The organism is Streptomyces eurocidicus, assembly GCF_002891295.1.
GTDB classification, from domain to species: domain Bacteria; phylum Actinomycetota; class Actinomycetes; order Streptomycetales; family Streptomycetaceae; genus Streptomyces; species Streptomyces eurocidicus.
On the sequence record NZ_LGUI01000010.1, the window covers coordinates 185058 to 202664 of the forward strand.

General features: G+C 73.6%; 18 protein-coding genes and 1 riboswitch. Of the genes, 10 read left to right on the forward strand and 8 right to left on the reverse strand.

Annotated elements, in window-relative coordinates:
- Positions 1-76: 76 nt before the first annotated feature.
- The 6 genes from AF335_RS27080 to AF335_RS27105 all read right to left on the reverse strand — a co-directional run bounded on the left by AF335_RS27080 (position 77) and on the right by AF335_RS27105 (position 4756).
- Complete coding sequence (locus tag AF335_RS27080; protein ID WP_244927176.1) at positions 77-889, reverse strand: urease accessory protein UreD; 813 nt, start codon at positions 887-889, stop codon at positions 77-79.
- Positions 886-1578: an urease accessory protein UreG gene (ureG, locus tag AF335_RS27085; protein WP_102921053.1), complete on the reverse strand. Its 693-nt coding sequence runs from the start codon at positions 1576-1578 to the stop codon at positions 886-888. The genes AF335_RS27080 and ureG overlap by 4 nt, the downstream gene beginning before the upstream one ends.
- A gap of 78 nt (positions 1579-1656) precedes the next feature.
- On the reverse strand, positions 1657-2370 hold the full coding sequence (locus AF335_RS27090) for an urease accessory protein UreF (RefSeq protein ID WP_244927177.1): 714 nt from the start codon (positions 2368-2370) through the stop codon (positions 1657-1659).
- A gap of 44 nt (positions 2371-2414) precedes the next feature.
- Complete coding sequence (locus tag AF335_RS27095; protein WP_102921055.1) at positions 2415-4136, reverse strand: urease subunit alpha; 1722 nt, start codon at positions 4134-4136, stop codon at positions 2415-2417.
- Positions 4129-4440: an urease subunit beta gene (locus AF335_RS27100; RefSeq protein ID WP_102921056.1), complete on the reverse strand. Its 312-nt coding sequence runs from the start codon at positions 4438-4440 to the stop codon at positions 4129-4131. Before AF335_RS27100 ends, AF335_RS27095 begins: the two co-directional genes overlap by 8 nt.
- 13 nt (positions 4441-4453) lie before the next feature.
- On the reverse strand, positions 4454-4756 hold the full coding sequence (locus tag AF335_RS27105) for an urease subunit gamma (protein WP_102921057.1): 303 nt from the start codon (positions 4754-4756) through the stop codon (positions 4454-4456).
- 842 nt (positions 4757-5598) lie between these two features.
- Positions 5599-5764, forward strand: a riboswitch (cyclic di-AMP (ydaO/yuaA leader).
- A 4-nt stretch (positions 5765-5768) separates the two neighbouring features.
- Between AF335_RS27105 and AF335_RS27115 the strand changes: the two genes are divergently transcribed.
- Entirely contained in the window at positions 5769-6239 is a 471-nt protein-coding gene (locus tag AF335_RS27115; RefSeq protein ID WP_102921058.1) for a C40 family peptidase, read from the forward strand.
- Positions 6240-6333: 94 nt separating this feature from the next.
- On the opposite strand, the gene AF335_RS27120 is transcribed toward AF335_RS27115, so the two are convergent.
- On the reverse strand, positions 6334-6771 hold the full coding sequence (locus AF335_RS27120) for an ATP-binding protein (RefSeq protein ID WP_102921059.1): 438 nt from the start codon (positions 6769-6771) through the stop codon (positions 6334-6336).
- Positions 6772-7056: 285 nt separating this feature from the next.
- Here AF335_RS27120 and AF335_RS27125 point away from each other — a divergent pair, with 285 nt between their 5' ends.
- On the forward strand, positions 7057-7926 hold the full coding sequence (locus tag AF335_RS27125) for a helix-turn-helix domain-containing protein (RefSeq protein WP_102921060.1): 870 nt from the start codon (positions 7057-7059) through the stop codon (positions 7924-7926).
- A gap of 9 nt (positions 7927-7935) precedes the next feature.
- The gene (locus AF335_RS27130) at positions 7936-8178 is read left to right on the forward strand and encodes a DUF397 domain-containing protein (RefSeq protein ID WP_102921061.1); all 243 of its coding nucleotides are present in this window, start codon (positions 7936-7938) and stop codon (positions 8176-8178) included.
- Between the two features lie 123 nt (positions 8179-8301).
- Here AF335_RS27130 and AF335_RS27135 read toward each other — a convergent pair whose 3' ends face one another.
- Positions 8302-9462: an 8-amino-7-oxononanoate synthase gene (locus AF335_RS27135; protein WP_102921196.1), complete on the reverse strand. Its 1161-nt coding sequence runs from the start codon at positions 9460-9462 to the stop codon at positions 8302-8304.
- A gap of 256 nt (positions 9463-9718) precedes the next feature.
- On the opposite strand from AF335_RS27135, the gene bioB reads away from it, so the two are divergent.
- From bioB to AF335_RS27170, 7 genes are all read left to right on the forward strand, one after another.
- The gene (bioB, locus tag AF335_RS27140) at positions 9719-10936 is read left to right on the forward strand and encodes a biotin synthase BioB (RefSeq protein ID WP_102921062.1); all 1218 of its coding nucleotides are present in this window, start codon (positions 9719-9721) and stop codon (positions 10934-10936) included.
- Positions 10929-12239 carry an adenosylmethionine--8-amino-7-oxononanoate transaminase gene (locus AF335_RS27145; RefSeq protein ID WP_102921063.1) on the forward strand — a complete coding sequence of 437 codons (1311 nt, stop codon included), beginning with the start codon at positions 10929-10931 and terminating at the stop codon, positions 12237-12239. Before bioB ends, AF335_RS27145 begins: the two co-directional genes overlap by 8 nt.
- A gap of 51 nt (positions 12240-12290) precedes the next feature.
- Entirely contained in the window at positions 12291-13022 is a 732-nt protein-coding gene (gene bioD, locus AF335_RS27150; protein WP_102921197.1) for a dethiobiotin synthase, read from the forward strand.
- A 174-nt stretch (positions 13023-13196) separates the two neighbouring features.
- Positions 13197-13889, forward strand: a complete 693-nt coding sequence (locus AF335_RS27155; protein WP_102921064.1) for a class I SAM-dependent methyltransferase — start codon at positions 13197-13199, stop codon at positions 13887-13889.
- Between the two features lie 218 nt (positions 13890-14107).
- A complete protein-coding gene (locus AF335_RS27160) occupies positions 14108-14989 on the forward strand; it encodes an LLM class F420-dependent oxidoreductase (protein WP_102921065.1) in 882 nt (293 codons plus the stop codon).
- Positions 14990-15218: 229 nt separating this feature from the next.
- Positions 15219-16562: a hemolysin family protein gene (locus AF335_RS27165; protein ID WP_102921066.1), complete on the forward strand. Its 1344-nt coding sequence runs from the start codon at positions 15219-15221 to the stop codon at positions 16560-16562.
- On the forward strand, positions 16559-17572 hold the full coding sequence (locus AF335_RS27170; RefSeq protein ID WP_102921067.1) for a hemolysin family protein: 1014 nt from the start codon (positions 16559-16561) through the stop codon (positions 17570-17572). Before AF335_RS27165 ends, AF335_RS27170 begins: the two co-directional genes overlap by 4 nt.
- Positions 17573-17607 lie beyond the last annotated feature (35 nt).

Below are 17607 nucleotides of genomic sequence, written 5' to 3' on the forward strand. Positions count from 1 at the left end.
ATACAACAGGTCGTACGGGTGTTTCTTTACTAATTCGTAAGGATGACGTCATAAAAAGCGGCACACGTGGCGCTGTTCACCACTCCTGCCCCCAAAAGCCCCCATCACGGTATTCCCCGGCGCATTCCTCCAGCCCCCGGTCCAGGGCCCCGCGCAGCTCCAGGCCGTCCCGCGCCACCGCGCCCACCACCACGGCCGGACCGGCCAGCGGCAGCAGCGCGGCGCCCCCGCCCAGCACCCGGGACGCCATCGGGCGGGCCTCGAAGGCCGGGTCGACGAGGAGCAGTTGACCGGCCGCCCGGTGGCCGCCCAGCACCGCCCCGCCGTCCCATCCGGGCACCCCCGGCCCGTACGCCAGCTCCTGGTCGAGCAGGACCCGCCCGGCCCGGCGGACGGTCAGCCGGGACCGGAGCCGCCCCGGCTCCTCCCCCGCCCGCCCGAGGATCTGCTCCTCCCGCAGCACCAGCCGGGCCGTCGGCGCGAGGTCGACCCGGGTGGTCGTCCGCAGATCGCTGCCGCGCGCGGAGATCAGCGGCTCCGGCAGCCAGCGCAGCGTGGCGCCTTCGCCGACCTCGATCCGGGTGTCGTACGTGGCCGGTTCCCCGGTGCGGCCCGGCAGGGCGAGGGTGGCGGCCGTGGTGGTGAAGGTCAGCGCGGTGCCGTCGCCCACCTCGGCGGTGAGGGCGAGCCGGTCGCCGCCGAGCGGTGCGCTCATCGCCCCGACCAGCGCGACCCGCGCCCCGGGCCCGTACGGCCGCAGCCTGCGCAGGGCGAACGGGCCCGCGCCGTCGAGGACGGGCAGCGCGGTGCCGCCCCGGCCGTCCGCGGCGGCGACGATCCGGGCGGTGGCCCGGACCCCGGCACCGGGGCGCGGGGCGGCGGCCGTCACGGCCTGGCGGCCCAGTCCGCGAGCCGCGCGCGCACCCACTCGACCACGGGTGTCACACCGCCCTCGGTGACGAGGGAGGTGAAGGCCACGGGCAGGTCGCCGCGCTGGGCCGCGGCGTCGCGCGCCATGCCGTCCAGGTCGGCGCCGACGTACGGGGCGAGGTCCGTCTTGTTGACGACGAGCAGGTCGGCGGTGGTGACGCCGGGGCCGCCCTTGCGGGGGATGTCGTCGCCGCCCGCGACGTCGATGACGAAGATCTGCGCGTCGACCAGGCCCTTGGAGAAGGTGGCCGTGAGGTTGTCGCCGCCGGACTCGACGAGGATCAGGTCCAGCGGGCCGACCGCGTCCTCCAGGTCCTCGACCGCTTCGAGGTTGGCGGAGATGTCGTCGCGGATCGCGGTGTGCGGGCAGGCCCCGGTCTCCACGGCGGTGATGCGCTCGGGCGGCAGGACGGCGTTGCGGAGCAGGAACTCGGCGTCCTCACGGGTGTAGATGTCATTGGTGACGACGGCGAGCGAGAGGCCGTCGCGCAGTTCGCGGCAGAGCGCGGCGACGGTCGCGGTCTTGCCGGAGCCCACGGGCCCGCCGAGTCCGATGCGCAGGGCACGGCGGGTGCCGTCGGCGCGGTGGGGGTCGGCGGCGCTGTAGGTGTGCCGATGGGGGTAGCCGTCGGCGTGGTCGAGGTGCACGGGGGTCTCCGGAGGGTCGGGGGTGCGGGGGTTCGAGGGTTCGGGGTCGGCGGGGGGCACGGGCGCCGCGCCCGCCCGTCACGAGGCGAAGAGCCGTACCGGCCAGGCCGCGTGCTGCTCCGCCATGATGTCCAGGAGCGGCGCCGAGGGTGCCGGGAGGGCGTCCGGGCCCTCGCTCAGGGCCCGTAGCGCGGCCTCGGCGGCCCGGGTCGCCACATGATCGAGTTCGGGTGCCAGGCGGGCCTGCGCGGCCGTCGCGTCGAACGGGTCGAGGCCGAGCAGCCGTACGGCCGCCGTGGTGGAGCCGCTGACCGTCTCGTGGGCGGCGGCGAGCGCGGCGTCCAGCGGTCCGAGGCCGGCGGCGCGCGCGGCGAGGCCGAGGACGACCGGCTGGTGGGCGCCGCGCGGCCGGGCGGCGGCCAGGGCGTCCAGCTCGGGGGACGGCCAGGTGGCACGGGCGGCGCGCAGCAGCTGGCGGCCGAGCCTGCGGGCCGCGGCCCGCAGGGCGGGCGCGGGCGTGCGGGCGTCGGCGGCGGCGTCCAGGCCGAGCGGGTCGAGGCCGGCGGCCGCGGCGGCGGCGAGGGCCGCGGCCGTGAGCCCGGCGGTGTGCAGCCGCCCCCGGCAGAACTCCTCGAGCGTCCGGGCGTCATGGATCCGCCCGGCCTTGACGGCGGCCTCGGCGCCGCCGGAGTGCGCGTGACCGCCCGCGGGGAACCGGCCGTCCGCGAGGACGAGGAGCGCGGCGCGACTCCCGGCGGCCGCGGGGAAGCGGACCGGCGCCGGCCCGGGCACGGCGTTCAGGACACCGGGGGAAGCACTCGTCGGAACCACCCCCATCAGAAGAGGAAGTAACGCTGGGCCATGGGAAGTTCCGCCACGGGGTGCGGGTCGACGGGGTCACCGTCGACGGTGACCGTGAAGGTGTCGGGGTCCACCTCGACGCGCGGGCGGGCGTCGTTGTTGCGCATGTCGGCCTTGGTGAGGCCGCGGGTGGAGCGGATGGGGACGAACCGCTTGCCGAGGCCGAGCCGTTCGGGCAGGCCGTCGTCCAGGGCCCATTGGGTGGTGAAGTTCAGCGAGTTGGCGGCCGGGGCCCGGCCGAGGGCGCCGAACATGGGGCGCGGCAGCACCGGCTGCGGGGTGGGGATGGAGGCGTTGGCGTCGCCCATCTGCGCGTACGCGATCTGTCCGCCCTTGAGCACCAGCAGGGGGCGGACGCCGAAGAACGCCGGTTCCCACAGCACGAGGTCGGCGAGCTTGCCGGACTCCACGGAGCCGATCTCGTGGTCGAGGCCCTGCGCGACGGCCGGGTTGATGGTGTATTTGGCGACATAGCGGCGCGCCCGTGTGTTGTCGGCCGGCCCGTCGCCCGGCAGCGCGCCGCGCCGCCGCTTCATGGCGTGGGCGGTCTGCCAGGTGCGCAGCACGACCTCGCCGACGCGGCCCATGGCCTGGGAGTCGGAGGAGATGATCGAGATGGCGCCGAGGTCGTGCAGGACGTCCTCGGCGGCGATGGTGCCGGGCCGGATGCGGGACTCGGCGAAGGCGAGGTCCTCGGGGACGGCCGGGTTGAGGTGGTGGCAGACCATCAGCATGTCGAGGTGTTCGTCGACGGTGTTGACGGTGTGCGGGCGCGTGGGGTTGGTCGAGCTGGGCAGGACGTTGACGGCGGAGACGACGGTGATGATGTCGGGCGCGTGCCCGCCGCCGGCGCCCTCGGTGTGGTACGCGTGGATGGAGCGGCCGGCGATGGCGGCGAGGGTGTCGCCGACGAAGCCCGCCTCGTTGAGGGTGTCGGTGTGGATGGCGAGCTGGGCGCCGCTCTCCTCGCAGACGGACAGACAGGCGTCGATCACCGCGGGGGTCGCGCCCCAGTCCTCATGGATCTTGAAGCCGACGGCTCCGGCGCGCAGTTGGGCGCGCATCGAGTCGTACGAGACGGTGTTGCCCTTGCCGAGGAGGCCGATGTTCAGGGGGTACCCCTCCATCGCCTCGAACATCCGGGCGAGGTGCCAGGAGCCGGGCGTGATGGTGGTGGCCTTGCTGCCCTCGGCGGGGCCCGTGCCGCCGCCGACCAGCGTGGTGACGCCGGAGGCGAGGGCCTCGTCGGCGATCTGCGGGCAGATGAAGTGGACATGGGCGTCCACGGCGCCGGCGGTGAGGATGCGGCCGTTGCCGGCGATGACCTCGGTCTCGGGGCCGATGACGAGATCGGGGTGGACGCCGTCCATGGTGTCGGGGTTGCCGGCCTTGCCGATGCCGGTGATCCGGCCGTCACGGATGCCGATGTCCGCCTTGACGACGCCCCAGTGGTCGAGGATCACGGCCCCGGTGATGACGGTGTCGGGGGCACCCTCGGCGCGGGTGACGCGGGACTGGCCCATCGACTCCCGGATCACCTTCCCGCCGCCGAACACCGCCTCGTCGCCGGCGTGGCCGGGGCCGCCGCTGCGGTCCTCCTCGATCTCGACGAGCAGGTCGGTGTCGGCGAGCCGGATCCGGTCGCCGGCCGTCGGACCGTAGAGCTCGGTGTAGGCGGCGCGGCCGAGCTCAGTCATCGAGCGGCCCTCCGCACTCGCCGCGCAGGCCCTCGACGACGCGCTTGCCGCCGATGGGCACGAGCTCGACCTCGACGGGGATGCCGGGTTCGAAGCGCACGGCGGTGCCGGCGGCGACGGAGAGCCGCTTGCCGTGCGCGGCGGCGCGGTCGAAGACCAGGCCGGGGTTGGCCTCGGCGAAGTGGTAGTGGGAGCCGACCTGGACGGGCCGGTCGGCGGCGTTGAGGACGGTGAGCCGGGTGCGCGGCAGCCCTTCGTTGAGGCGTACGGGCCCGTCGGCGGTGAGGATCTCGCCGGGAATCATCGCGGTGCCCCCGTCAGCCGATGGGGTCGTGGACGGTGACGAGCTTCGTGCCGTCCGGGAAGGTGGCCTCGACCTGTACCTCGCGGATCATCTCGGGGATGCCCGCCATGACGTCGGCCCGGGTGAGCACCTGCCGGCCGGAGGACATCAGCTCGGCCACGGTGCGGCCGTCGCGGGCGCCTTCGAGGACGTGGACGGTGATGAGGGCCACCGACTCCGGGTGGTTGAGCAGCAGCCCCCGGGCGCGGCGCTTGCCCGCCACGTCGGCGGCCACGTGGACGAGCAGGCGTTCCTGCTCGTGCGGGGAGAGTTGCATGGGTCCACCTCACTGACGAACCGGGGTCCCGGTCGAACGCACCAGGCGCACAGTCGAGTTCAACACACTGTTGACCTGGGGTTCTTCTTCCGGTGACCAGGGATTGCAGATTAGGGCGGAACCTTTTCCAACGCGTTAACTGACCCTTTGCACATCCATGGCCAGGGGTGCCGGATCCAGGGAAACGTCACCCGGAGCCCGCGCGGACACGGGACACTCGCACCCCACCCCTCTCCCCCGCCCCGGACGGGCACGGACCGATCGGCTGCCGTCTGCAACTACGGGATCTTCTGGGCCGGATCAACTCCGCACGCGCGCATGACACGTACGGCGGTCTACGGGCCGCGCAGACCTTGGTCGTCGCCGCCGCGGGACCGCCCGGCACGCCCGAACCGGCGTTCGGCCCGGGCCGTCGGGAGTGGCACGCGGTACGCCCTGACGCGGGCGGTGCCGGTGCCGGCCGGGGTGCGGCGGGCGCACCAGGGCGCTGTCCCGCTCACGCTCCCGCCCGCACCCGCGGCACCCTGGTCGGCGGGCGGATAAACACCGCTCCCGCAGACGCCGGACGGTGTCGTAGACGGCGCGCGGTGATCGATTTCAACCGGGCACGCACACCGCGCCGGAGCAGGTCCGACGGCCCGCAGGCCAGGGCCTCAACAGGGGAACCCGGACATGATCGAATCGCCGCGTGTCCACCGGAATCGCCCAGGAGTGATCAGGCTCACATACCTCTGGTTCCGCTCGGCATCCGTACCAGGGCTGCGCCAAGATCCGGTCGACGACAAGACCCCGCCATCCCGGCGGGGCGGTCCAGGCGGACGCCGAACCCCGCCGCTGTCTGGATGCCGGGTCGACCGAATTCATCGGTGGGGATGGAGGACCCAAGCACGGTGGGACGACCAAGAGTAGTGCGGTCGGCCCTTGGGGTGAAGCCGTTGACACGGCCGGGCAACCTTCGCCTGCCCGAACCCGACAGGTCATCCTTCACAGGCGGCTGACGAAGGGTTGGCACATGGGCGCGCACAAACGTCCGTCAAAGCTGTCCAAGGCCGGCGCAGCCTCGGCCCTCACACTCGCCGCCGTCGGCGCCACGGTGCTGGTGCCCGGCGGCGCGGCCGAAGCGGAAGCCTCGTCCGTCTCGACCACGGCGCTGAGCGTCGCGGCCTCGAAACAGGGCTCCCCCTACCAGTGGGGCGCCACCGGCCCCTACCGCTTCGACTGCTCGGGCCTGACGCTCTACTCCTTCAAGCGGGCCGGGAAGTCCCTGCCCCGCACCGCCGCCCAGCAGTACAACGGGACCAACCACATCCCGCGCGCCGCCCGGGAACGCGGCGACCTCGTGTTCTTCGTCTCCGGCCGGGGGATCTACCACGTCGGGATATACGCGGGGAACGGCAAGATCTGGCACGCCCCCAAGACCGGCACCGTCGTCCGCCTGGAGCGGATCTGGACGAACAACGTCCTCTACGGCCGGGTGGACTGACCGCCGGCGGGCCCCGCCCGCCCCACCGGAGCCGGGACCGGTCGTCGCGTGCCACGCGGGGGCCGGCCCCGGCCCTGTTCGCCGCACTGAGCGCTCAGCGCTCGGCGACCACCTGCGCCGTCCAGGGCAGCGAGATCCAGACCGTCTTGCCGCCGTCCGAGGTCGGGGTGAAGAACAGCCGCCCGCCGTACTCCGCCGTGAGACAGCGGATGATGACCAGGCCGCGGCCGTTGTCCTGCTGGACGGCCGCGGGCAGCCGACGCGGGAAGCGCGGATGGCTGTCCGTGACCCCGATGCGCAACTGCTGCTCCTGGTCGAGCCGGACGTCCACGGTGAAGGTCGGCGACTGACCCCGGGTGTGCTGAACGGCGTTGGTGGCGAGCTCGGAGACGATCAGCCGGACGGTCTCGGCGGTGTCCGTGCCCCCCGGCAGCCCCCAGTCCGCGAGCACGCCCGCCACATAGCGGCGGGCCGTGGAGACCGAGGCGGGGGCGCTCGGCAGAGTGACGGTGGCTTCTTGATGGTCGGCCATGACCTGTCCCTTTCCCACCGAGACCGGATCCCGACGCATCGCGTAGCGGGCGATTGCCGAAAGTGGGGTGCGGTTCTCGGACGGCTCTTCGCGACAGAGTGCCACTGATAACAGCAGTGATGTGAGCGATCCACCGAGATATGCATATATCTGTCGCCCGAAGCGGTGAACTCTACGACGGAAGACCGGATTTGGACGGCACACTGGTCTATCGACACCGACGTGACGTGTTCGCCCCGCCCGCCGGGAGTTCACCTCGATCACCTCGGGCGGTAGGGAGGGCAGATGCGATACGGACCCGCGGTGCGCCGCCGCAAACTCGGTGCGGAGCTGCGCCGCCAGCGCGAGCTCGCCGGGCTGACGAGCCTGGAGGCCGCGCGCGCGGTGGGCTGGCACCAGTCGAAGGTCAGCCGGATCGAGACGGGCAGCAGCGGGGTGAAGTCCACGGACGTGGCCCTGTTGCTGGACGCCTACGGAGTGACGGACACCGAGCTGCGAGCCCTGCTGGGAGCGCTGTGCGGGGCCGGGTCGGCCGATGCCGAAGGCGCCCGCCGGGGCTGGTGGTACGCCTATCGCAATCTGCTGCCACCGGCCTATCTGGACTTCATCAGCCTGGAGTCGGAGGCGTCGCGCTTACGGACCCTGGAGACCACGGTGGTGCCGGGGCTGCTGCAGACTCCCGCCTACGCCCGTGCCGTCACCCGCGCGGCCCTGCACGATCCACCCGCCGAACAGGTGGAGGAGCTGGTGCGGGTGCGCATGGCGAGGCAGTCGGTGCTGCGCGGCAGGCAGCCGCTGGAGCTGTGCGCGGTGCTGGACGAAGCGGTGCTGCGCCATGAAGTGGGCGGGCGGAAGGTGATGGCCGGGCAGTTGCGGCACCTGGTGGAGACGGGAGCGCAGCGGCATGTGCGGCTGCACGTTCTACCGTTCACCAGTGGTGGTCATCTCGGTATCACCGGGCCTTTTGTTATCTTCTCATTTCCGCGCATTGCTGATCTGGATGTGGTTGTTCTCGACCACTTGACGAGTAGCCTCTACTTGGAGCGGAAAGAAGACCTCCGGGCGTACGTCACGGCATTCACCACGCTGCAGGCGCACGCCCTCTCGCACGAGAACTCGTTGGAATTCATCGCCGGGATCAACGACGGCGCGTAAGGAGGCACCATGTCCGCAATGCCTCGGTACGTTCCCTCTACATCGACCCTGGGCGCCGCAGCGTGGCGGCGCAGCAGCCACAGCACCGGAATGAACAACTGCGTCGAGACGGCGGAGCCGGCCCCCGGGTTCCTGGCCGTGCGCGATTCCAAGCGCGCGGCGGGGCCCGCCCTGCTGTTCACCCCGGCCGTCTGGTCCTCGTTCGTCGGAGGGCTGAGCGAAGGGGCGCTCCGCCCCGTCGCCGGTCACTGAGCGAGCGGCCCCGAGCGACCCGTCGCACCATATGCCGGACGGCACGGCGTCGAACGGCCCGGGCGGACCCGCGCGGCAGGCGGGCGGGCCCGGGTGGTCCCCGAACAGCGCGGCTCCGAGCACTCAGGCGGCCGGCGCGGTCCTCAGGACCGTGGCGGCCGCCTCCGCTATCTGCCGGTCCGACAGGTCCGCCCGGGCGGTCAGCCGCAGCCGGGAGACGCCGTCGGGCACGGACGGCGGCCGGAAGCAGCCCACCGCGAGCCCCTCGGCCCGGCAGTCCGCCGCCCAGGCCACCGCGGCCTCCGGGGACGGCGCCCGTACGGACACGACGGCGGCGTCGGGGCGTACGGACAGGTGGCCCGCCGCGGTCACCCTGCGGTGGAGCTCGCCGGCCACGTACCGGACGCGGGCCGCCCGTTCCGGCTCGCGGCGCAGCACCTCGAGGCTCGCGAGGGCCGCGCCGACGGCGGCCGGGGCGAGGCCGGTGTCGAAGATAAAGGTGCGGGCGTTGCTGACGAGGTGGCGGATCACCCGGGCGGGGCCGAGGACCGCACCGCCCTGACTGCCCAGCGACTTCGACAGGGTGACGGTCGCGACGACGTCCGGGGCGCCCGCGAGACCCGCCGCGTGGAGGGCGCCGCGGCCGCCGTCGCCGAGGACGCCGAGCCCGTGCGCGTCGTCGACCAGGAGCGCGGCGCCGTGCGCGCGGCAGGCGTCGGCGAGGGCGGCGAGCGGCGCGGCGTCGCCGTCCACGGAGAAGACGGAGTCGGTGACGGCGAGGGCGGGGCCCCCGTGGGCCTCCAGGGTCTTGCGGACCGCCTCCGGGTCGGCGTGCGGGACGACCGCCGTCCCGGCGCGGGCGAGCCGGCAGCCGTCGATGAGCGAGGCGTGGTTGCCCGCGTCGGAGACCAGCAAGGGCCCGGGCCCGGCCGCGTCCGCGGGCCCGGAGAGCGCGGTGACGGCGGCGAGGTTGGCCGTGTACCCGGAGGAGAACACGAGCGCGGCCTCGAAGCCGCAGAAGTCCGCGAGCTCCGCCTCCAGGCGGGCGTGCAGTTCGGTGCTGCCGGTCACCAGCCGGGAGCCGGTCGCGCCGGCGCCCCAGCGGCGGGCGGCCGCGGCGGCCGCGGCGGTGACCTCGTGGTGGCGGGTGAGGCCCAGGTAGTCGTTGCCGGCCAGGTCGATCAGGGACGGGTCGGCGGGGCGCGGGCGAAGGGTCCGCACAAGCCCGGCGGCACGGCGTCGCGCGTGGTGCCGGTCGATCCAGTCGAACGGGTCCTGAGCCAGCGGAGCCATCTGCCGCCCTTCGCGTCGTGTCGTCCCCTGCCGCGCCCCGGCGCGCTCCCCGGGCCGCGCCGCTGTGGCGATCTTCGTAGTGAACGGGGTCGCCTTCTGTACGGTCCCACCAGAGCACATGGGATCTTCCTAGAACCTAGCCCCGGTCCCGCCTGGTCAGGGTGTGGCAATACACACACCTCGAACACCCGGTGTTGTGTGATTCCTCCCTGGCCCAGGGTGGTGGGGGTGGGGAAGGATCTCCGCCATGGACCTGCTGAACACGCTGGTGGACAAGGGGCTGCGGCGGGAGCTGCCGACCCGCGAAGAGGCGCTCGCCGTACTGGCGACCTCCGACGACGAGCTGCTCGATGTGGTGGCCGCCGCGGGCAAGGTGCGCCGCAGGTGGTTCGGGCGCCGAGTGAAGCTCAACTATCTGGTCAACCTCAAGTCCGGGCTCTGCCCCGAGGACTGCTCGTACTGCTCGCAGCGGCTCGGCTCGAAGGCCGAGATCCTGAAGTACACCTGGCTCAAGCCGGACGAGGCGTCGAAGGCGGCGGCCGCGGGTGTCGCCGGCGGCGCCAAGCGGGTCTGCCTGGTGGCCAGCGGCCGCGGCCCGACGGACCGGGACGTCGACCGGGTCTCCAAGACCATCGAGGCCATCAAGGAGCAGAACGAGGACGTCGAGGTCTGCGCGTGCCTCGGCCTCCTCTCCGACGGGCAGGCCGAGCGGCTGCGCGCGGCGGGCGCCGACGCCTACAACCACAACCTCAACACCTCCGAGGCCACCTACGGCGGCATCACCACGACCCACACCTACGCGGACCGGGTCGAGACCGTGCAGCAGGCCCAGGCGGCGGGCATGTCCGCCTGCTCCGGCCTGATCGCGGGCATGGGCGAGAGCGACGCGGACCTGGTGGACGTGGTCTTCTCGCTGCGCGGGCTCGACCCCGACTCGGTGCCGGTCAACTTCCTGATCCCCTTCGAGGGGACGCCGCTGGCCAAGGAGTGGAACCTCACCCCGCAGCGTGCGCTGCGCATCCTGGCGATGGTCCGCTTCGTCTGCCCCGACGTCGAGGTACGGCTCGCGGGCGGCCGCGAGGTGCACCTGCGCTCGATGCAGCCGCTCGCCCTGCACCTGGCCAACTCCATCTTCCTGGGCGACTACCTCACCAGTGAGGGCCAGGAGGGCAAGGCCGACCTCGCGATGATCGAGGACGCGGGCTTCGAGGTGGAGGGCGCGGGCACCACGACGCTCCCGCAGCACCGGGCCGACGCGCTCGCCGAGGCCGGCGGCTCCGCCTGCGGCGGGCACGGCGGTGGCGGCTGCGGCCCGTGCGGTGACGGCGGCGCCGAGTCCGCCGCGGCCACCGGGACCGCCGCTCCGGCGCCCGCCGAGGTGCCGGCGCCCGCCGGTGAGGTCCGTACGGACCTGGTCGCCGTGCGCCGCCGCGGCGCGGGGACGGACCTGCCGCCCAATGCCTGATCTCACCCCCCGTGAGCTGCTCGCCCTCGACCGGCAGCATGTCTGGCACCCCTACGGCCCGATGCCGGGCCGGCAGGAGCCGCTGGTCGTCGCCTCCGCGTCGGGGGTGCGGCTGCGGCTCGCCGAGCCCGTCGCCGGCCGGCCGGAACCGGCGGAGCTGATCGACGGGATGTCGTCGTGGTGGTCCGCCGTCCACGGCTACAACCACCCGGTGCTCAACGAGGCCGCACAGGCGCAGCTGGGGCGGATGAGTCATGTGATGTTCGGCGGGCTCACCCACGAGCCCGCCGTGCGGCTGGCCGCCCGGCTGGTGGAGATCACCCCCGAGGGGCTGGAGCACGTCTTCCTCACCGACTCCGGATCGGTCTCGGTCGAGGTCGCCGTGAAGATGTGCCTGCAGTACTGGCGTTCCCTCGGCCGGCCCGCCAAGCGCCGTCTGATGACCTGGCGCGGCGGCTACCACGGGGACACCTGGCAGCCGATGTCGGTGTGCGACCCGGACGGTGGGATGCACGAGCTGTGGTCGGGGGCGCTGCCCCGGCAGCTCTTCGCGGACACCCCGCCGGAGGGCTTCGACGCCGGCACCGACCCGGCGTACGCGCGGCACCTGTGGGATCTGATCGGCCGGCACGCCGACGAGCTCGCGGCGGTCATCGTCGAGCCGGTGGTGCAGGGCGCGGGCGGCATGCGCTTCCACGACCCGGGCTACCTGCGGGTGCTGCGGGAGGCGTGCGACGCGCACGACGTGCTGCTGGTCCTGGACGAGATCGCGACCGGTTTCGGCCGTACGGGCGCGCTGTTCGCGGCCGACCACGCGGGGATCACCCCCGATGTGATGTGCCTGGGCAAGGCGCTGACCGGCGGTTACCTCACGATGGCGGCGACGCTGTGCACACCGCGCGTCGCGGACGGCATCTCCCGGGGCGAGGTCCCGGTGCTGGCGCACGGCCCGACGTTCATGGCCAACCCCCTCGCCGCCGCCGTGGCGAACGCCTCGATCGACCTGCTGCTGTCCCAGGACTGGCGGGCGGAGGTCGCACGGATCGAGACCGGGCTGCGGGCCGGCCTGGCGGACGTCGCCGGCCTGCCCGGCGTACGGGACGTCAGGGTGCTCGGCGCCATCGGCGTCGTCCAGCTCGACCACGGGATCGACATGGCGGCGGCCACCGCGGCCACGGTCGGTGAAGGGGTCTGGCTGCGGCCGTTCCGGGACCTGATCTACACCATGCCGCCCTACATCACGACCGACGAGGACGTCGCGCGGATCTGCGCGGGGGTCCGGGCGGCCGCGCGGGCGGGCTGAGCCCGGGGCCGCCCACCGGCCCGGGAATCGAAGAACGACGGAGGGATGTTCATGTCGGTACTGGTCGTCACGGGGACGGGCACCGAGGTCGGGAAGACCGTGGTCACGGCGGCCGTCGCGGCCGCCGCGCTGGCCGCCGGCCGCTCGGTGGCCGTGCTCAAGCCGGCCCAGACCGGTGTGGCCCCCGGGGAGCCGGGTGACGTCGCGGAGGTGCGGCGGCTGGCGGGCCCGGTGACCGGTGCCGAGCTGGCCCGCTTCCCCGAGCCGCTGGCCCCGGACACGGCGGCCCGCCGGGCGGGCCTCGCGCCGGTCGGCCCGGAGGAGATCGCGCAGGCGGCACGGGAACTGGCGGCCTCGCACGACCTGGTCCTGGTCGAGGGCGCGGGCGGACTGCTCGTCAGGCTGGACGAGGCGGGCGCCACGCTCGCGGACGCCGCGGGGCTGCTGGACGCCCCGGTGCTGGTCGTCGTCCAGGCCGGGCTGGGCACGCTCAACACCACGACGCTGACCGGCGAGGCGCTGCGCTCGCGCGGGCTGGCCTGCGCGGGCGTCGTCATCGGCAGCTGGCCGGCCGAGCCCGACCTGGCGACCCGCTGCAACCTGGCGGACCTTCCGGGGGCGGCGGGGGCACCGCTGCTGGGCGCGGTGCCGGAGGGGGCGGGCGCGCTGGGTCCCGAAGCGTTTCGCGCTGCGGCGCCGGGGTGGCTGGGCGCGGACCTGTCGGGGACGTGGACGGCGGAGCGGTTCGCCTCGGAGTACGCGGCGGGCCCGTACAGGGGGTGATCCCCAGCCCCGCCCCTTCCCGAATGTCCTCAAGCGCCGGACGGGCTGATTTTCAGCCCGTCCGGCGTTTGAGGACCGGGGTCCGGGGCGGAGCCCCGTTCGGGAAGGGGGAAAAGCCCCCCGTCGCGGGAACAATCGCGGTAGCCGTCGGTTCCCTTCACGAAAGGGTGTGCCATGCCGCTTCGCCCCAGCCCCTCGAACGACCCCGTCCACCACCCGGTCTTCTCCCGCGTCTACGCCGCCCTCAGTCCCCGCCTCGACGTCCGGGCCGGTGTCGCCGCGCACCGGCGGGAGCTGCTGGCCGGGCTGTCCGGCCGGGTGATCGAGATCGGCGCGGGCAACGGGCTGAACTTCGCGTACTACCCGGAGACCGTCTCCGAGGTGGTGGCGATCGAGCCCGAACGGCGGCTGCGCAGACTGGCCGTGGAGGCCGCGGTGCGGGCCGGTGTGCCGGTGGACGTGGTGCCGGGCACGGCGGAGGCCCTGCCGGTGAAGAGCGAGGCGTTCGACGCCGCGGTGCTGTCGATGGTGCTGTGCTCGGTCCGGGACGTCCGGCGCTCCCTCATGGAGTTGCGACGGGTCGTCAAACCGGGCGGTGAGCTGCGCTTCTTCGAGCACGGGCGGGCGTCGGGGCGGGTGCCGGCGGCCGCTCAGCGGATCCTGGACGCGACGGTGTGGCCGACCCTGTGCGGCGGCTGCCACACGGCGCGGGACCCGCTGCGGTCGATCTCGGCCGCCGGGTTCGAGGTGGGCGCGTACCGGCGGCTGCGGGTGCCGGAGAGCCGGATTCCGCTGCCCGCGTCGGTGTTCGTGCTCGGCACGGCACGGCGCCCGGCCGCCGGGCCGGAGGACCCCCGTTCGCCGTGAGCGGCTCCGCACGGTCTTCGTCTCCTCAAGCGGCCTCGTACGGCCTCGCGCGCCGTGGGCGCCCCCTCCCCCGTGAATTGGATCACGGCGTTTCCGGGCGAACGGCGGGAAATGCGGATCATGAACACACGCCTCCGCGAGGACCGGCGGGCCGCACCGGACTAACCGGAGCCACCCTCCGGTAAGTTGTCCGCACCACCGTCGTCCTGGGGGATCCGATGACACGACCGTTCCGTTTCGCCGTCAACATGCTCACGCCCGGCTCCGCCGCGCAGTGGCGCGAGAAGTGCCGTAAGGCCGAGTCCCTCGGCTACGACGTCATCCTCGTACCCGACCACCTCGGCATGCCCGCGCCCTTCCCCTCGCTGGTCGCCGCCGCCGAGGCGACCGAGCGGCCGCGCCTGGGCACCCTGGTGCTCAACGCCGGCCTGTGGAACCCGGCCCTGCTCGCCCGCGAGGCGGCGACCACGGACCAGCTCACCGGCGGGCGCCTGGAGCTGGGTCTCGGCACGGGCTATGTGAAGGAGGAGCACGACCGGGCGGGGCTGCCCTTCGGCTCGCCGCGCGAGCGCGTGGACCACCTGGAGCACATGGTCACGGAGCTCGACCGGCTGCTGACCGACCCCGGGCACGCCCCGTCGCCCGCGCAGGCGCCGCGCCCGCCGCTGCTGCTCGGCGGCAACGGCAAGCGCATGCTGCGGCTGGCCGCCCGGCACGCCGACATCGCGGCGTTCAGCGGGGCCGCGTCCTCGGACTCGGGGGCGCTGAGCCTGCTGAGCCCGTCCGTCATGGACGAGCGGATGGCCCTCTACCGGAGCTTCGCGGCCGGGCGCGAGACGCCCGCCGAGCTGAACATCCTGGTGCAGGTCGTGGCCACAGGCGCGGACCGCCGTGCCACGGCGCGCAAGCTGGCCGGGCAGACCCCGGACCTCACCGAGGACGAGGTGCTGGAGCACCCGGTCGTCCTGGCGGGCTCCGTCAAGGACATCGCCGACCAGGTGCGCGCCCACCGGGAGCGGTTCGGCTTCAGCTATCTGACCGTCCTGGAGCCGAACCTGGAGGCGTTCGCGCCGGTGCTGGAGGAGCTGCGGGGCTCCTGACCGGCCCCTGACCGGCCCCTGACCGGCCGGCGGCGTGGAGCTGCCGGCCCCGGCTGCGGCGACCTGCCGTTTTGCTGGTCCTTTACCATGGTAGGCAGTAATTGCCACCCGGTACCCACGCGTACCCCCCGTTTGAAAGGTGTGAGCGTCCGCCCATGGGCGAGCCTCCCAGTAGCCGACACCGCGCGACCCACCCGCCTCTGCCCGACCATGGGACGGAGGTGAACCGATGACCGAAGTGCTCCTCCTGGTGGCGGCCCTGGTGCTCACCCTGGCCTGCGCCGTCTTCGTCGCGGCGGAGTTCTCGCTCACCACCGTCGAGCGCGCCGAGCTGGAGCGGGCCGCCGAGAACGGCGACCGCGGCGCGGACAGCGCCCTCAAGGCCGCCCGCAGCCTCACCTTCCAGCTCTCCGGCGCCCAGCTGGGCATCACCGTCACCGGCCTGATCATCGGCATGATCTCCAAGCCGTCCATCGCCGCCCTGCTCACCGGGCCGATGGAGGCGCTCGGCCTCGGCGCCTCGGCGGCGGCCTCGACGGCGCTGGTCCTGGGCACCGTGCTGTCCACCGTCGTGCTGATGGTGATCGGCGAGCTGGTCCCCAAGAACTGGGCGATCTCCCGCCCGCTGCCCGTGGCCAAGAAGGTGTCCGGGGCGCAGCGCGCGTTCAGCGCCGCGTTCGGGCCGCTGATCCGGCATCTGAACAACACCGCGAACCGCGCCCTGCACCGCATGGGCCTGGAGCCCGCCGAGGAGCTGGCCACCGCGCGCGGCCCGCAGGAGCTGGCCGCGCTGGCCCGGCACTCCGCCAAGGAGGGCACGCTGGAGGCGGACACCGCCGAGCTGTTCGTGCGGACCCTGAGCCTGGCCGGGCTGACGGCCGAGAACGTGATGACCCCGCGGGTCCAGGTCACGGCGCTCGATGCGCAGGCCACCGCGGAGGACGTGGCGCACGCCACCCGCGCGACCGGCCTGTCCCGCTTCCCGGTGTACCGCGGCAATCTGGACACCGTCATCGGCATCGCGCACATCAAGGACGTGCTGGCGATACCCGCCGAGCGCCGCCCCCACCACCCCGTCACCGCGATGCTGCGCGAGCCCCTGCTCGTACCGGAGTCGCTGACCGTGGACCGGCTGCTGGACCGGCTGTCCGGCCGGCGGAGCATCGCCGTCGTGATCGACGAGTACGGCGGCACGGCCGGGGTCGTCACCCTGGAGGACATCGTGGAGGAGGTCGTCGGCGAGGTGCGCGACGAGCACGACCCCGACGAGCTGCCCGACCTGGCACCGGCCGGCACGGACGCCGAGGACCGCCCGCTGTACGACGCGGACGGCGCGGCCCGCACCGACCAACTGGAGATCATCGGGCTGCGGGCACCGCACGGGCCGTACGAGACGCTGGCCGGCCTGGTCGCCACCGAGCTCGGCCGGATCCCGGCCGAGGGCGACACCGTGGAGGTGGCCGGCTGGCGGATCGACGTCGTCGACGCCTCCGGCCGGCGCGCCGCGCGCGTACGGCTCACGGCGCCCCGCACGGGCGGCCCGGACGCGACGGACGGGGAGGCCGGCCGATGACCTTCGTCCAGTTGCTCATCGGCCTGGCGACGCTCGTCGTCAACGCCTTCTTCGTGGGTGCCGAGTTCGCCATGATCTCGGTGCGCCGCAGCCAGATCGAGCCGTACGCCGACCAGGGCGACCGGCGGGCCCGCAGCGTGCTGTGGGGCCTGCGGCACGTCTCGGCGCTGATGGCCGCGGCCCAGCTCGGGATCACCCTGTGCACGCTGGTGCTCGGTGTGGTCGCCGAACCGGCCATCGCCCATCTGCTGACGCCGCTCTTCGACGTGGTGGGCGTGCCGGAGGGGCTGGTCCACCCGGCGTCCTTCGTGATCGCGCTGGCCGTGGCCACGTATCTGCACATGCTCTTCGGCGAGATGGTGCCGAAGAACATCGCGCTGGCCGAGCCGGTGCGCACCGCGCTGCTGCTCGGCCCGCCGCTGGCCGCCCTGGCCCGGGCCCTGCGCCCGGTGGTGTTCACCATCAACTCGCTGGCGAACGGGCTCCTGAAGCTGATGCGGGTGGAGCCCAAGGACGAGGTCGCCGCGACGTACTCGGACGACCAGCTGGCCCGGATCGTCGCCGACTCCAGCGCGGCGGGGCTGCTCGACGACCGCTCGACCGAGCGGCTGCGGGACGCCCTGGAGCTGGGCACCCGTCCGGTCATGGACGTGGTGACGCCCGTCGAGCGGGTCGTCTCGGCCCGGCTCGGGGTCACCCCGGAGCAGCTGGAGCGGCTGTCCGCCGAGTCCGGCTTCTCCCGCTTCCCGGTCATCGACGGCGCGGGCCGGATCCTCGGCTATCTGCATGTGAAGGACGCGCTGGACGCCAAGCCGCGCGACCTGCCGTTCCCGCTCCAGCGGATGCGCCGGATCGCGACCGTGCGGGCGTCGACCCCGCTGGACGACGTGATCACAACGATGAGCGGCACCGGCACGCACCTGGCGGCGGTCATCGGCGAGGACAACCGCCTGGCGGGCCTGGTCACCCTGGAGGACGTGCTGCGGGAGCTGGTGGGACGGCGGGCGTGAGGGGCGTGCCCGCCCGCCCCGGACCGAAGGGCCCT

What these genes read in the sequence shown, in the direction of transcription:
- AF335_RS27095 (WP_102921055.1), bottom strand. Translation starts at nt 4,136, where the DNA reads ATGACTGAGCTCGGCCGCGCCGCCTACACCGAGCTCTACGGTCCGACG.
- AF335_RS27100 (WP_102921056.1), bottom strand. Translation starts at nt 4,440, where the DNA reads ATGATTCCCGGCGAGATCCTCACCGCCGACGGGCCCGTACGCCTCAAC.
- AF335_RS27105 (WP_102921057.1), bottom strand. Translation starts at nt 4,756, where the DNA reads ATGCAACTCTCCCCGCACGAGCAGGAACGCCTGCTCGTCCACGTGGCC.
- AF335_RS27115 (WP_102921058.1), top strand. Translation starts at nt 5,769, where the DNA reads ATGGGCGCGCACAAACGTCCGTCAAAGCTGTCCAAGGCCGGCGCAGCC.
- AF335_RS27120 (WP_102921059.1), bottom strand. Translation starts at nt 6,771, where the DNA reads ATGGCCGACCATCAAGAAGCCACCGTCACTCTGCCGAGCGCCCCCGCC.
- AF335_RS27125 (WP_102921060.1), top strand. Translation starts at nt 7,057, where the DNA reads ATGCGATACGGACCCGCGGTGCGCCGCCGCAAACTCGGTGCGGAGCTG.
- AF335_RS27130 (WP_102921061.1), top strand. Translation starts at nt 7,936, where the DNA reads ATGTCCGCAATGCCTCGGTACGTTCCCTCTACATCGACCCTGGGCGCC.
- bioB (WP_102921062.1), top strand. Translation starts at nt 9,719, where the DNA reads ATGGACCTGCTGAACACGCTGGTGGACAAGGGGCTGCGGCGGGAGCTG.
- AF335_RS27145 (WP_102921063.1), top strand. Translation starts at nt 10,929, where the DNA reads ATGCCTGATCTCACCCCCCGTGAGCTGCTCGCCCTCGACCGGCAGCAT.
- bioD (WP_102921197.1), top strand. Translation starts at nt 12,291, where the DNA reads ATGTCGGTACTGGTCGTCACGGGGACGGGCACCGAGGTCGGGAAGACC.
- AF335_RS27155 (WP_102921064.1), top strand. Translation starts at nt 13,197, where the DNA reads ATGCCGCTTCGCCCCAGCCCCTCGAACGACCCCGTCCACCACCCGGTC.
- AF335_RS27160 (WP_102921065.1), top strand. Translation starts at nt 14,108, where the DNA reads ATGACACGACCGTTCCGTTTCGCCGTCAACATGCTCACGCCCGGCTCC.
- AF335_RS27165 (WP_102921066.1), top strand. Translation starts at nt 15,219, where the DNA reads ATGACCGAAGTGCTCCTCCTGGTGGCGGCCCTGGTGCTCACCCTGGCC.
- AF335_RS27170 (WP_102921067.1), top strand. Translation starts at nt 16,559, where the DNA reads ATGACCTTCGTCCAGTTGCTCATCGGCCTGGCGACGCTCGTCGTCAAC.